Origin of the sequence: Cellulomonas jepli, assembly GCF_047229345.1 — a bacterium.
Taxonomy (GTDB): Bacteria; Actinomycetota; Actinomycetes; order Actinomycetales; family Cellulomonadaceae; genus Cellulomonas_A.
Map to the genome: position 1 here is coordinate 26,135 of NZ_JBFTER010000002.1, position 12,513 is coordinate 38,647.

Sequence of the window (12,513 nt, forward strand, 5' to 3'; positions counted from 1 at the left end):
ACCGGCCGCGCTCTCCCGGGACCGGCCGGTCCCGCGCCGGACGTGCGTCAGTGCGGCTGGTACGGCGAGACGACGACCTCGACGCGCTGCAGCTCCTTGAGGTCCGAGTAGCCCGTCGTCGCCATCGAGCGCCGCAGCGCCCCGATGAGGTTGAGGGTGCCGTCGGCGGTGTGGCCGGGGCCGAAGAGCACCTGCTGGAGCGTGCCCGACGAGCCGACGCGGACGCGCTCGCCGCGCGGGAGCTCCGGGTGGTGCGCCTCGGGTCCCCAGTGCCAGCCCTGGCCCGGCGCCTCGGTGGCCCGCGCGAGCGCCGCCCCGAGCATGACCGCGTCCGCGCCGCACGCGATCGCCTTGACGATGTCGCCCGAGCGCCCGACGCCGCCGTCGGCCATGACGTGCACGTAGCGCCCGCCCGACTCGTCGAGGTAGTCGCGCCGCGCCGCCGCGACGTCCGCGACCGCGGTGGCCATCGGCGCGTGGATGCCGAGCGAGGTCCGCGTGGTGTGTGCCGCGCCGCCGCCGAAGCCCACGAGCACGCCCGCCGCGCCCGTCCGCATGAGGTGCAGCGCCGCGGTGTACGTCGACGCGCCGCCAACGATGACCGGCACGTCGAGCTCGTAGATGAAGCGCTTGAGGTTGAGCGGCTCCGCGCGGCCCGAGACGTGCTCGGCCGAGACCGTGGTCCCGCGGATGACGAACAGGTCGACGCCGGCGTCGACCACGACCTTGGAGAACTCGCGCGTGCGCTGCGGCGAGAGCGCGCCCGCGACCGTCACGCCCGCGGCGCGGATCTCCTTGAGCCGCAGCGCGATGAGGTCGGCGTCGATCGGCGCGGCGTAGATCTCCTGCATGCGGGCCGTCGCGTCCGCGCTGTCGAGCTCGGCGATCTCCGCGAGCAGCGGCTCCGGCGACTCGTAGCGCGTCCAGATGCCCTCGAGGTCGAGCACGCCGAGCCCGCCCGCCCGGCCGAGCGCGACCGCCGTCGCGGGGCTCATGACGGAGTCCATCGGCGCGGCGACCACCGGGAGCTCGAACTGGTAGGCGTCGATCTGCCAGCTGACCGAGACCTCCTCGGGGTCGCGCGTGCGCCGCGAGGGCACCACCGCGATGTCGTCGAAGGAGTACGCGCGGCGTCCCCGCTTGCCGCGCCCGATCTCGATCTCGTTGCTCACCGGTCCAGGTTACCGGCGTGCCGTCCCGCTCCGTGTCGGTGCCCGCTGGCACTGTGGGCGCGAGCCGCCGCGCAGGTGGGCGCGGCTCAGGTGCAGGTGGGTGGAGGTGGCCGGGTCGCGGTGCGTGGGCCGGCCGCGCGGGCTGGACGAGCAGGGCGAGCGAGGAGCACGACGATGAGCTGGACGCAGGGTCCCCTGGTGGGCTTCGACACCGAGACGACCGGCGTCGACGTCGAGCAGGACCGCATCGTCACCGCCGCCCTCGTGCGCCGCGACGCGCACGGCACCCACGTCCGGACGTGGCTCGTCGACCCGGGCGTCGAGATCCCCGCCGAGGCGGCCGCGATCCACGGCATCTCGACCGAGCACGCCCGCACGCACGGCGCAGCCCCGGCGGGCGCGCTCGAGGAGATCGCGACCGAGCTCGCCGCCGCCCTGCGCGAGGGCACGCCCGTCGTCGCCTACAACGCGTCGTTCGACCTCTGCCTGCTCGACGCCGAGCTGCGCCGCCACGGCCTGCGTCCCATGTCCGCGCGCCTCGGCCGCGCCGTCGGGCCCGTGATCGACCCGCTCGTGCTCGACCGGCACGAGGACCGCTACCGACCCGGCCGGCGCAAGCTCGTCGACCTGTGCGGGCACTACGAGGTCGTCGACCCGGGCGCGCTGCACACCGCCGACGTCGACGTCGTCGCGACCCTGGACGTGCTCGACCGGCTCGTCGGGCGGTTCCCGCACCTGCGCACCCTCGACCTCGAGACGCTGCACGAGTACCAGGTGACCGCCCACCGGGCCTGGGCCGAGAGCTTCAACGCGTGGCGCGCGGGCCGCGGGCTCGAGGGCCCGGGCGCCGAGACGACGTGGCCGACCCGTGCGACCGCCGAGGCCGTGCCGGTGTCCGTGGGCTGAGCGGCGCGGCGCGGCGCGGCGTCCACCCGTTGACCCCGGTGCACGTCCGGCGCACGGCCCGGTCCCCCTCCGGACTCCCCACCGCACGACGACGCCGGGCCGCCCGGCGAGGGGCGGCCCGGCGTCGAGGGGCGTCAGCGCGAGGAGTAGTTGGGCGCCTCGGAGATCATCTGCACGTCGTGCGGGTGGGACTCCTTGAGCCCCGCCGACGTGATGCGCACGAACTTGCCGCGCGCCTGGAGCTCGGGGACGGTCCGCGCGCCGACGTAGAACATCGACTGGTGCAGGCCGCCGACGAGCTGGTGCGAGACCGCCGCGAGCGGGCCGCGGTACGGGACCTGACCCTCGATGCCCTCGGTGATGATCTCGTCGTCGGACAGGTCGCCCTGGAAGTAGCGGTCCTTGGAGTACGAGCGGCGGTCGCCGCGCGACTGCATCGCCCCGAGCGAGGCCATGCCGCGGTAGCGCTTGAACTGCTTGCCGTTGACGAAGACGAGGTCGCCCGGGGACTCGTCGCACCCGGCGAGCAGCCCGCCGAGCATGACCGAGTCCGCACCGGCGACGAGCGCCTTGGCGATGTCGCCCGAGTACTGCAGGCCGCCGTCGCCGATCACGGGCACCCCGGCGGGCTTCGCGGCGAGCGAGGCCGCGTAGATCGCGCTGACCTGCGGCACGCCGACACCGGCGACCACGCGCGTCGTGCAGATCGAGCCCGGCCCGACGCCGACCTTGACCGCGTCGACGCCCGCGTCGACGAGCGCCTGGGCGCCCTCGCGCGTCGCGATGTTGCCGCCGATGACCTGGACGCCGCGCGTCGCGGGGTCGGACTTGATCCTGCGGACCATGTCGAGCATGAGGCGCGCGTGCCCGTTCGCGGTGTCGACGACGAGCACGTCGACCCCGGCCTCGACGAGCGTCGTGACGCGGTCCCACGCGTCGCCGAAGAACCCGACCGCGGCACCGACGACCAGCCGGCTCTCGGCGTCCTTCGTGGCGAGCGGGTACTGCTCCGACTTCACGAAGTCCTTGACGGTGATGAGCCCGCGCAGCACGCCCGCGGCGTCGACCAGCGGGAGCTTCTCGATCTTGTGCTTCGCCAGCAGGGCCGCGGCGTCGTCGCGCTCGATGCCCACGGGCGCCGTGATGAGCGGCATCTGGGTCATGACCTCGCGGACCGTGCGCGTCTCGTACTCCGAGGACGGCACGAAGCGCAGGTCGCGGTTCGTGATGATGCCGAGCAGGCGCTGCTGGTCGTCGACGACCGGCAGCCCGGAGACCCGGTACTTGCCGCACAGGGCGTCGAGCTCGGCGAGCGACGCGTCCGGCCCCACCGTGACCGGGTCGGTGACCATCCCGGACTCGGAGCGCTTGACGAGCTCGACCTGGTGGGCCTGGTCCCGGATCGAGAGGTTGCGGTGCAGGATCCCGATGCCGCCCTGGCGCGCCATCGCGATCGCCATGCGCGACTCGGTGACGGTGTCCATCGCCGCGGACAGCAGCGGGATCGCGATCGAGATCTCGCGCGTGAGGCGGGTCGTGGTGTCGACCTCGCTCGGGATGACGTCCGTCTCCCCGGGGAGGAGGAGCACGTCGTCGTAGGTGAGGCCGATGTAGCCGAACGGGTCGGCCGGCGCAGCGGATCCGGGGGTGCCAGCGTCGCTCATCCGCCGATGATACGCCGCAGGGTCCGGCGTTCCGAGGTGCCGCCCGTCACACGGACAGCTCCCTGGAACGGGTCGATGCGGGCCGCGGGCGGCGTCAGCGGATGAGCCCCCGGCGCAGCCCGATCGCGACGGCCTGCGCGCGGTCGGCCGCGCCGAGCTTGCGGAACAGGCGACGCGCGTGCGTCTTGACGGTGTCCTCGGAGAGGAACAGCTCGGCGCCGATCTGGGAGTTCGACCGGCCGTTGCTCATGCCGATGAGCACCTCGATCTCGCGCTTGGTCAGCGAGACCGTCTCGGGTGCGTGCGCCTGGGCGGGGACCTCGGTGAGCGCCTCGATGACGCCCGTCGCCGGCTCGGTGCGCGCGCCGACCGGGACGGCGGCGGGCAGGACCGGGGTCGCCAGGACGTGCGCGGCGACCGCGGACAGCTCGGCGCGCCCCACGTCGGGGGCGAGGTAGCCGCGGGCGCCGATCGCGATCGCGCGGTCGAGGGCGACCTCGTCACCGGGCGTCGCGAGCAGCACGACCGTGGTGGCGCCCGAGACCGAGCGCAGGCGGCGGATCGCCTCGATCGGCCCGACGCCACCGAGGTGCGCGTCGAGCAGCACGATGGTCGGCGGCATGCGCCGCGCGAGGGTCACCAGCTCGTCGACCGAGGCCGCGGCCCGGACGGGTGCGAGCGAGGGGACCCCGAGGGCCGTCAGGACGAGGCGCTCGCGCACCGTCGTCGAGCCGTGACAGACCACGACTCCAGCCATCAGATCCCTCCTCCTGGCCGCGGAGCATCCGTCGGCCGTCGCCTGTGTATCGACGCAGCGCTCCGCAAGGTTAGTCCACCGAACGGGTGAAAGGGCGGGCCCGGGGGCCCAAAGCTGGACAGATGTCCGTCAGGAGCTCACGGCCAGGACCTCGTGCAGCAGGCCAGGGAGAGAGCGCGACCGGTGGACCGTCCGGTCGAGCGGGACGTGCTCCGCGGCGGCGTCGTCGGGCACGTGGACGAACTGCGGGACCTGCGGGTGCGCCGCCGCGAGCGCCGCGACGACGGCGAGGTTGGGCGCGTCCTGGGTGCTGACGAGCACGACCGCCGCGGGCCGCGTCATCGTGGCGATCTCGACGAGGCGGTTCTGCTCGACGCGCCCGGCCACGATGCGCGCGTCGACCGACTGCTCCGCGAACGCGGCGGCGAGCATGTGCAGGACGAGCGGGCGCTCCTCCCCCGGCGGCGCGAGCAGCAGCACGACCCGGCGTCCGGCGACGTGGGCGTTCTGCAGGGGGGCGGTGCGCGCGCGCAGCCCCGCGAGCACGGCGGCGACGACGAGGCCGTCGGCGTCCTCACCCGCCCGGGCGAGCACGGTGCGGGACGCGATGGCGTGCCGCGCCGGCTCGACCAGCTCGGTCCACCACGCCATGACACCGCCGGGCTCCGGCGGCGCGAGCAGCCGGCGCACTCCCGCCTCGTCACCGCGCAGCGCCGCGTCGACGACCAGGGTGGGCGTCGCGGGCGCGGCGACGTCGCGACCCTCGGCCGGGGCTGCGGCGCGGGGCGCGGCGGGCGCCGGGGGCCCGTCGACGTCGGCGTGCACGTGCGACTCGCGCGCGACGCGGGCGGCCTCGGAGGGCGCGACGCCGTCGAGCGTGAGCCCGCGCATGACGAGCAGGCGCGCGACGTCCTCGGCGGTGTAGCGCCGGTGCGAGCCGGCGGAGTGCGCCGAGGGCCCCAGGTCGTAGCGCCGGTCCCAGGTCCGCAGGGTCGCCGGGGCCACCCCGAGCCGCCGGGCGACGGCGGCGACGGTCAGCGCCGGGGCCTCGCCCGCGCCGGGCGGCGAAGGGTCTGCGGACGCCGAGCCAGACCCGTCCGCGGTTGCCATGAAGCGATTGTGCCCAGGTCCTGACGCGGTCGCCAACGCGTTCCGCGAGCGAGTCGGGCACGTGACCAAGTTGGTCACGCCCGCCCCGTCCGTGAAGCGGTATCGAACAGGGGGCTTGAACAACTTCTGACGCGGTTGTAGTGTCTCGCTTCAGACGCAGCAGGTCAGGGCTTCGCGGCCCGGGTCTCTCGTCGACACAACTTCCGCCCGCGGGACCCCCGCCGGCGCACAGCTCGTCAAGGAGGACCCCATGGCTGAGATCTCGCGTTTGCCCGGACCGGTGATGGACCTGTGGGAGTGGCAGTTCGAGGGCGCCTGCCGCGACGCCGACGAGAACCTGTTCTTCCACCCGGAGGGTGAGCGCGGCTCGGCCCGCCGCCGTCGCGCCGAGGCCGCCAAGGCCATCTGCGCCACGTGCCCCGTGCTCAAGGAGTGCCGCGAGCAGTCGCTCGCCGTCCGCGAGCCGTACGGCGTCTGGGGCGGGCTGTCCGAGGACGAGCGCGCCGCGATCCTCGCCCGGCCGTCGACGCGTCAGGCCGCCGTCTGACGCACCCGCACGGCCGCCCGCCTCACCGCGGGCCCACGTCGCCGAGGCCCCTCCTGGTTCGTCCGGAGGGGCTTCGTGCATGTCCGGGCACCTTCATATGGTCCCCGGACATGTACGTCGCGAGCCACGGCCCGGCTCGCGCGCCCGGCCGGCACGGCCGTCCCGATCCGTCCGGCCCGAGCACGACGAAGCCCCTCCCGGCCAGGCCGGGAGGGGCTTCGTCACGCGGTCAGCAGAGCTGACCGGGCGTCACTTGACGACGACCGCGAGAATGTCGCGCGCCGAGAGGATGAGGTACTCCTCGCCGGAGTACTTGACCTCGGTGCCGCCGTACTTGCTGTAGATGACCTTGTCGCCCACGGCCACGTCCAGCGGGACGCGGTTGCCGTTGTCGTCGACACGACCGGGACCGACCGCCAGGACCTCGCCCTCCTGGGGCTTCTCCTTGGCGCTGTCCGGGATGACGAGACCGGACGCCGTGGTCTGCTCGGCCTCGAGGGCCTTGACGACGATGCGGTCCTCGAGCGGCTTGATGGAGACCGACACAGCGGACCTCCCCTTCGCATGTGAGTTCTTCAGTGATGTCCATGACGCACCGAGTGGCTCGCCCGTCGTCGCGGGTGCCGGGGAGCCGGCCGGTGCTGCTGGCACACTCAACCCGAGAGTGCCAGCGCGCCTCACTCTAGGAAGCGGTTAGCACTCGGTCAAGGCGAGTGCCAGACCGGCGCGGCGCGGGTCGCGTCGCCCGCGCCGAGCGGCCCGGCCGGAGCGGGCGTGGAAGGATCGCGGCATGGACGCCACCGGCCTCGCCAAGCTCCTGAGCCCGACGGGCTGGGCGCTGCTGAGCGCCCTCCCCCCCTACGACGAGCACCGCGCGATGGCGCTGTCGGAGCGCCTGCGCAAGGAGGGCATCGACGCCGAGCTCGTGGCCGCCGCGCTGACCCAGTCCCGGCTCCGCGCCAAGGCCCACGCCAAGTTCGGCGACTTCGCGGACGGCATGCTCTTCACCCCCGCGGGCCTCGAGCAGGCGACCCGGCTCGTCGTCGCCGCGCACCACGCGCGCCGGTACACCGCGGCGGGGATCACGAAGGTCGCGGACCTCACGTGCGGCGTGGGCGCCGACTCCATGGCGTTCGCCAGCATGGGACTGACCGTTCTCGCGACCGACGTCGACGAGGTCACCGCCTCGGTCGCGACCGTCAACCTGCGCCACTTCCCCGAGGCCGAAGTCCGGCACGGCGACGGGCTCGTGACCGACTTCGCCGCGGAGGGCGTCGACGGCCTGTACGCCGACCCCGCGCGGCGCACGTCGTCGGGCAGCCGGGTGTTCGACCCGAACGCCTACGCACCCTCGCTCGACGCGCTGCTCGCGCTGCGCGCCTCCGTGCCGTCGCTCGGGCTCAAGCTCGGCCCCGGCCTGCCGCACAGCGCGCTGCCCGACGACGCCGAGGCGCAGTGGGTCTCGGTCGACGGCGACGTCGTCGAGGTCGGGCTCTGGTTCGGGCCGCTCGCACCCGAGGGCCCGGGACGCAGCGCGCTCGTGCTCGGCGCCGGCGGCACGCACGTGCTCCGCAGCGGACCCGACGGCCCGCCGGTCCCCGACGTGGGGCCGGTCGGCGGCTACCTCTACGAGCCCGACGGCGCCGCGATCCGCGCGGGGCTCGTCGGCGAGGTCGCCGCCCGCGTGCACGGGCGGCTCGTGGACCGCACCATCGCCTACGTGACGTCCGACGCGCTCCACGACAGCCCCGTCGCCACGGCGTACCGGGTGCACGACACGCTGCCCTTCGGCCTCAAGCGGCTGCGCACCTACCTGCGCGAGCGCGGCGTCGGCCGGCTCACGATCAAGAAGCGCGGCACCGCGGTCGTGCCCGAGCAGCTCCGGCGGCAGCTGGACCTGCGCGGCCCGCACGAGGCGACGATCGTGCTCACGCGCGTCGCCGGGACGCAGCAGGTGCTCGTCGTCGAGCCGGTGCACGGGACCGGTGGCGGCGCCGACGCGTCCGGCGGGGACGCGACCGGCTCAGGAGAGGACCGCGCATGAGCCGCCTCGAGCTGCCGTTCGCGCGGTCGGAGCGCTCGTCCGTCGGGCTCGAGTGGGAGCTCGCGCTCGTCGACGCCGACTCCGGCGACCTGCGCCAGGTCGCCCAGACGGTGCTCGACGCCGTGCGCCCCGCGGACGGCCGCGAGCACCCGGCCATCCGCCAGGAGCTGCTGCTCAACACCGTCGAGGTCGTCTCGGGGGTGTGCCGGACCGTCGGGGAGGCGGGCGCGGACCTCGCGCGCGCGATCGAGGAGGTCCGCACGGTCACGGACCCGCTGCGCGTCGAGCTCATGTGCGCGGGCACGCACCCGTTCGCCCGCTGGGCGCAGCAGAAGGTCACCGACAAGCAGCGCTACGCGACGCTCATCGACCGCACGCAGTGGTGGGGCCGGCAGATGCTCATCTACGGCGTGCACGTCCACGTCGGCATCGAGGACCGCGCCAAGGTCCTGCCGATCTCGCGTGCGCTGCTCACGTGCTTCGCGCACCTGCAGTCGCTCTCGGCGTCGAGCCCGTTCTGGGGCGGCCGGGACACCGGCTACGCGTCGAACCGTGCGCTGATGTTCCAGCAGCTGCCGACCGCAGGGCTGCCCTTCCAGTTCGAGCGCTGGGAGCAGCTCGAGGACTACGTCGCCGACATGCTGCACACCGGCGTGATCGACCAGTTCGACGAGGTCCGCTGGGACGTGCGGCCCTCCCCGCGGTTCGGCACGATCGAGACCCGCGTGTGCGACGGCGCGTCGAACCTGCTCGAGGTCACGGCGCTGGCCGCGCTCACGCACTGCCTCGTCGAGCACTTCTCCTCGATGCTCGACCGCGGCGAGGAGCTGCCGACCATGCAGCCCTGGTTCGTCCAGGAGAACAAGTGGCGCTCGGCGCGCTACGGCATGGACGCGATCGTGATCGTGAACGCGGCGGGCGACGAGGAGCTCGTGACCGACGCGGTCGAGCGCCTGCTCGGCGAGCTCGCGCCGGTCGCGGAGCGGCTCGGCTGCACGGCGGAGCTCGACGCGGTGCGCGTCATCCTCCGGCGCGGGGCGTCGTACCAACGGCAGCGCGCCGTCGCCCGACGGCACGGCGGCGAGCTCGACGCGGTGGTCGCGGCGCTCGTCGCGGAGATGCGGGCGGGCCGGCCGCTCTGACCCACCACGCAGGCGGGCGCGGTCCTGCCGGCCTGCTACTTGGTTATGCCCACTAGTCGGTATAGCCTGGGTCCGTGCCCACAGCTCCGCGCGACCCCCAGCTGCTCAAGGGGGTGCTGCCGATCCTCGTCCTGACGCTCCTGACCGAGCACGAGTCCTACGGGTACGAGCTCGTGACCCGGCTCCAGACCGACGGCCTCACCGACATCACCACGGGGACCGTCTACCCCGTGCTGACCCGGCTCGAGCGCGACGGCCTGATCGCCTCGCGGCTCGTCGCCTCCTCCGCCGGCCCGGCCCGCAAGTACTACGTCCCCACGCCCACCGGCACCACGGAGCTCGACGACGCCGTGGCGGCGTGGCGCGGGCTCGTCACCACCGTCGACGCCGTGCTGACCCGGGCCCTGCCGGGCGCGCCGGCGCGCCACGAGGAGTCCTCATGACCACCACCGCCCCCGCCCGGCCCGGTCTGCGCGACCGCCTCCGCCGCGACTGGTACCGCCTGCGCTTCGAGCTCGCGATGCAGGACTACCCGCCGAAGGACTACCGCCGGATCGCCCGGTCGCTCGTCGCCGAGATCGACGCCGCCGCGGCGGACACCGGCATGGAGCAGGCGCTGCGCGACCTCGGCTCGCCGCGCCGCCTCGCGGCCGGGTACTACGCCGAGCTCGACCGCGAACGACCGCGGTACTGGGACGGCGGCATCGTCCTCGGCCTGGTGCTCGTCGGGGCGTGGGTCTGCCTGCTCGCCTACTGGGGCGGAGCGGTCGACACCCTGCTCGCCCAGGGCGGCGGGACCGTGACGCTCGAGTACCTCGGGGCGCCGACCACGGTCACCGCGACGGACGACGAGCTCGCGCTGGGCACGAGCCTCACGCTGCAGGGCGCCCTCGTCGTCGGCGGGCTCGCGGCCGTCGGCTTCGCGCTGGGCTCGCGGCTCTGGCGGCTCCTGCCGCGTCGCACGGCCTCGGCCGCCTGAGGCGTCGCGCCTGCATCCACCTCGGCCGGCCGACGGGTGCGACGGGCCGGGACGGGTCCGGCCGACGGCCCGTGCCCGCCGGGCTAGACCAGGACCTGCGTGAGCGGCATCGAGGAGTCGACCGCGAGGTCGAGCGACGAGGCCGGCAGCCCGCGCCGCACGACCGCCGCGCCGAGCGCCGCGATCATCGCCCCGTTGTCGGTGCAGTACCGGATCGGCGGGATGCGCAGCTCGATGCCGGCCTCGGCGCACCGCTTCGCCGCCATGTCGCGCAGCTGCGAGTTCGCCGAGAAGCCACCGCCGACCACGAGCGTCGACACGTCGTGGCGGCGGCACGCGGCGATGGTCTTCGCGGTCAGCACGTCCGCGACGGCCTCGGCGAACGACGCCGCGACGTCCTCGAGCGGGAGCGGCTGACCGGCGTCCTGCCGGGCCTCGACCCAGCGGGCCACCGCCGTCTTGAGCCCCGAGAACGAGAAGTCGTACGCGTGCGCCGCCTGGTCCTTGGGCGCGGTCAGCCCGCGCGGGAAGCGGATCGCCGTCGGGTCGCCCGCGCGCGCGAGCCGGTCGATGTGCGGACCGCCCGGGTACGGGAGCCCGAGCAGGCGGCCGACCTTGTCGAACGCCTCGCCCGCGGCGTCGTCGAGCGTCGACCCCAGCTCGGTGACGCCCGTGACGACGTCGTCGACGAGGAGCAGGCTCGAGTGCCCGCCGGAGACGACGAGCGCCATGACGCGGTCGGGGAACAGCCCGTCGACGAGCTCGTCGACGGCCGCGTGCCCGATCACGTGGTTCACGCCGTACAGCGGGACGCCCAGCCCGAGCGCGAGCGCCTTCGCCGCCGACGCCCCGAGGGTTAGGGGCCCGACGAGCCCCGGGCCCGCGGTCACCGCGACCGCGTCGACGTCGGAAAGCGCCACCCCGGCCTCACCGAGGGCGCGCTCGATCGTCGGCACCATCGCCTCGAGGTGGGCCCGCGACGCGATCTCCGGGATGATCCCGCCGAACCGCGCGTGCTCGTCCATCGAGCTCGCGACCGCGTCGACGAGCAGCTCGCTGCGGTCGTCGTGCGCACGCACGAGCGCGACCCCGGTCTCGTCGCACGACGTCTCGATCCCCAGCACGAGCGGTCCACCAGACATGCCGCCCAGGATAGGCGGCGTGCGGGGCGCTCCTGCGCGGAGGGCCGCGCGGCAGGGGCACCGGCCCGCCCGCGCCTCGGCCCGGCCGCACGTCGGCCCCGACTGCACGTCGGTCCGCCCGCCCGCACGTCGGCCCCGACTGCGCGTCGGCCCGGCCGCGCGTCGCCCGGCCCGAGCACGGCCCGCGCGTCAGCCCGGCTCGGGACCCGTCGCCGCCGGGCGGTCCGGGTCGTTCGACCACTGCGACCACGAGCCCGGGTACAGGCGCGCCTCGACGTCGATCGACGCGAGGGCCGCGACCTCGTGCGCCGCGGTGACCCCCGACCCGCAGTAGACCGCGACGTCGCCCGAGCCGGGCTGCACTCCGAGCGCCGCGAAGCGCGCACGCAGCGCCTCGGCGGGGAGGAAGCGACCGTCGGGGCCGAGGTTGCCCGCGGTCGGTGCGCTCAGCGCCGCCGGGACGTGGCCGGCGCGGGGGTCGACGGGCTCGACCTCCCCGCGGTAGCGCTCGGGTGCCCGCGCGTCGAGCAGCGTCCCGGTGCGTGCGAGCGCGGCAGCCTCGTCGGCGTCCACCGTCGGGAGCCGCCCGGCCGAGAGCGCGACGTCTCCGGGCTCCGGAACGACGTCCCCCGGCTCGAGCGCTCCCCCGGCGGCGACCCACGCGTCGAGCCCGCCGTCGAGCAGCCGCACGTCCGCCACTCCCGCCCAGCGCAGCAGCCACCAGGCGCGCGCCGCGGACATCCCGCCGACCGCGTCGTAGGCGACGACCGGTGTCGTCGCACGCACGCCCCACCGGCGGGCCGCGGCCTCGAGCACGGCGAGGTCCGGCAGGGGGTGGCGGCCGTCCTGCGGCGTCGGGGGCGCGGCCAGCTCGGTCTCGAGGTCGACGTACACGGCACCGGGGACGTGACCCGCGCGGTGCTGCTCGGCGCCGTCGGACCGCCCGAGCGCCCAGCGGACGTCGAGCACGACCGGGCGAGGGTCGCCGTCGCGCGCGAGGAGCTCGGCGAGCTCGGCGGCGGTGACGAGGACCGCGGAGCGCACCGCGGC

Annotated in this window: 13 protein-coding genes; 6 read left to right on the plus strand and 7 right to left on the minus strand. The window is 74.9% G+C overall.

Features of this window, described 5'->3' with window-relative positions:
• Window positions 1-47: 47 nt before the first annotated feature.
• Window positions 48-1,172 carry a GuaB3 family IMP dehydrogenase-related protein gene (locus tag AB6N24_RS00710; protein ID WP_412867548.1) on the minus strand — a complete coding sequence of 375 codons (1,125 nt, stop codon included), beginning with the start codon at window positions 1,170-1,172 and terminating at the stop codon, window positions 48-50.
• 174 nt (window positions 1,173-1,346) lie between these two features.
• On the opposite strand from AB6N24_RS00710, the gene AB6N24_RS00715 reads away from it, so the two are divergent.
• The gene (locus AB6N24_RS00715; protein WP_412867549.1) at window positions 1,347-2,078 is read left to right on the plus strand and encodes an exonuclease domain-containing protein; all 732 of its coding nucleotides are present in this window, start codon (window positions 1,347-1,349) and stop codon (window positions 2,076-2,078) included.
• Between the two features lie 134 nt (window positions 2,079-2,212).
• On the opposite strand, the gene guaB is transcribed toward AB6N24_RS00715, so the two are convergent.
• From guaB to AB6N24_RS00730, 3 genes are all read right to left on the minus strand, one after another.
• Window positions 2,213-3,742 (minus strand): IMP dehydrogenase, encoded by a 1,530-nt coding sequence (guaB, locus tag AB6N24_RS00720; protein ID WP_412867550.1) that lies wholly within the window; start codon window positions 3,740-3,742, stop codon window positions 2,213-2,215.
• A 94-nt stretch (window positions 3,743-3,836) separates the two neighbouring features.
• Window positions 3,837-4,499 (minus strand): response regulator transcription factor, encoded by a 663-nt coding sequence (locus AB6N24_RS00725; protein ID WP_412867551.1) that lies wholly within the window; start codon window positions 4,497-4,499, stop codon window positions 3,837-3,839.
• Window positions 4,500-4,628: 129 nt separating this feature from the next.
• The gene (locus AB6N24_RS00730) at window positions 4,629-5,609 is read right to left on the minus strand and encodes a MerR family transcriptional regulator (RefSeq protein WP_412867552.1); all 981 of its coding nucleotides are present in this window, start codon (window positions 5,607-5,609) and stop codon (window positions 4,629-4,631) included.
• Between the two features lie 250 nt (window positions 5,610-5,859).
• Between AB6N24_RS00730 and AB6N24_RS00735 the strand changes: the two genes are divergently transcribed.
• Window positions 5,860-6,156, plus strand: a complete 297-nt coding sequence (locus AB6N24_RS00735; RefSeq protein ID WP_034629095.1) for a WhiB family transcriptional regulator — start codon at window positions 5,860-5,862, stop codon at window positions 6,154-6,156.
• A gap of 249 nt (window positions 6,157-6,405) precedes the next feature.
• Here the strand turns inward: AB6N24_RS00735 and groES are convergent, their stop codons facing one another.
• The gene (gene groES, locus AB6N24_RS00740) at window positions 6,406-6,702 is read right to left on the minus strand and encodes a co-chaperone GroES (RefSeq protein ID WP_183295483.1); all 297 of its coding nucleotides are present in this window, start codon (window positions 6,700-6,702) and stop codon (window positions 6,406-6,408) included.
• A gap of 244 nt (window positions 6,703-6,946) precedes the next feature.
• Between groES and AB6N24_RS00745 the strand changes: the two genes are divergently transcribed.
• The 4 genes from AB6N24_RS00745 to AB6N24_RS00760 all read left to right on the plus strand — a co-directional run bounded on the left by AB6N24_RS00745 (window position 6,947) and on the right by AB6N24_RS00760 (window position 10,321).
• Window positions 6,947-8,200 (plus strand): class I SAM-dependent methyltransferase, encoded by a 1,254-nt coding sequence (locus tag AB6N24_RS00745; RefSeq protein ID WP_412867553.1) that lies wholly within the window; start codon window positions 6,947-6,949, stop codon window positions 8,198-8,200.
• On the plus strand, window positions 8,197-9,342 hold the full coding sequence (locus tag AB6N24_RS00750) for a glutamate--cysteine ligase (protein ID WP_412867554.1): 1,146 nt from the start codon (window positions 8,197-8,199) through the stop codon (window positions 9,340-9,342). The genes AB6N24_RS00745 and AB6N24_RS00750 overlap by 4 nt, the downstream gene beginning before the upstream one ends.
• Before the next feature lie 74 nt (window positions 9,343-9,416).
• Window positions 9,417-9,785, plus strand: a complete 369-nt coding sequence (locus AB6N24_RS00755; protein WP_412867555.1) for a PadR family transcriptional regulator — start codon at window positions 9,417-9,419, stop codon at window positions 9,783-9,785.
• A complete protein-coding gene (locus tag AB6N24_RS00760; RefSeq protein ID WP_412867556.1) occupies window positions 9,782-10,321 on the plus strand; it encodes a hypothetical protein in 540 nt (179 codons plus the stop codon). Before AB6N24_RS00755 ends, AB6N24_RS00760 begins: the two co-directional genes overlap by 4 nt.
• Before the next feature lie 83 nt (window positions 10,322-10,404).
• Here AB6N24_RS00760 and tsaD read toward each other — a convergent pair whose 3' ends face one another.
• Both tsaD and AB6N24_RS00770 read right to left on the minus strand, forming a co-directional pair.
• Entirely contained in the window at window positions 10,405-11,463 is a 1,059-nt protein-coding gene (tsaD, locus tag AB6N24_RS00765) for a tRNA (adenosine(37)-N6)-threonylcarbamoyltransferase complex transferase subunit TsaD (RefSeq protein ID WP_412867557.1), read from the minus strand.
• Between the two features lie 189 nt (window positions 11,464-11,652).
• The gene (locus AB6N24_RS00770) at window positions 11,653-12,507 is read right to left on the minus strand and encodes a sulfurtransferase (protein WP_412867605.1); all 855 of its coding nucleotides are present in this window, start codon (window positions 12,505-12,507) and stop codon (window positions 11,653-11,655) included.
• Window positions 12,508-12,513 lie beyond the last annotated feature (6 nt).

Excerpts from the sequence above, each read along its gene's own strand:
- AB6N24_RS00715 (WP_412867549.1), top strand. The coding sequence starts at position 1,347 with ATGAGCTGGACGCAGGGTCCCCTGGTGGGCTTCGACACCGAGACGACC.
- guaB (WP_412867550.1), bottom strand. The coding sequence starts at position 3,742 with ATGAGCGACGCTGGCACCCCCGGATCCGCTGCGCCGGCCGACCCGTTC.
- AB6N24_RS00725 (WP_412867551.1), bottom strand. The coding sequence starts at position 4,499 with ATGGCTGGAGTCGTGGTCTGTCACGGCTCGACGACGGTGCGCGAGCGC.
- AB6N24_RS00730 (WP_412867552.1), bottom strand. The coding sequence starts at position 5,609 with ATGGCAACCGCGGACGGGTCTGGCTCGGCGTCCGCAGACCCTTCGCCG.
- AB6N24_RS00735 (WP_034629095.1), top strand. The coding sequence starts at position 5,860 with ATGGCTGAGATCTCGCGTTTGCCCGGACCGGTGATGGACCTGTGGGAG.
- AB6N24_RS00745 (WP_412867553.1), top strand. The coding sequence starts at position 6,947 with ATGGACGCCACCGGCCTCGCCAAGCTCCTGAGCCCGACGGGCTGGGCG.
- AB6N24_RS00750 (WP_412867554.1), top strand. The coding sequence starts at position 8,197 with ATGAGCCGCCTCGAGCTGCCGTTCGCGCGGTCGGAGCGCTCGTCCGTC.
- AB6N24_RS00760 (WP_412867556.1), top strand. The coding sequence starts at position 9,782 with ATGACCACCACCGCCCCCGCCCGGCCCGGTCTGCGCGACCGCCTCCGC.
- tsaD (WP_412867557.1), bottom strand. The coding sequence starts at position 11,463 with ATGTCTGGTGGACCGCTCGTGCTGGGGATCGAGACGTCGTGCGACGAG.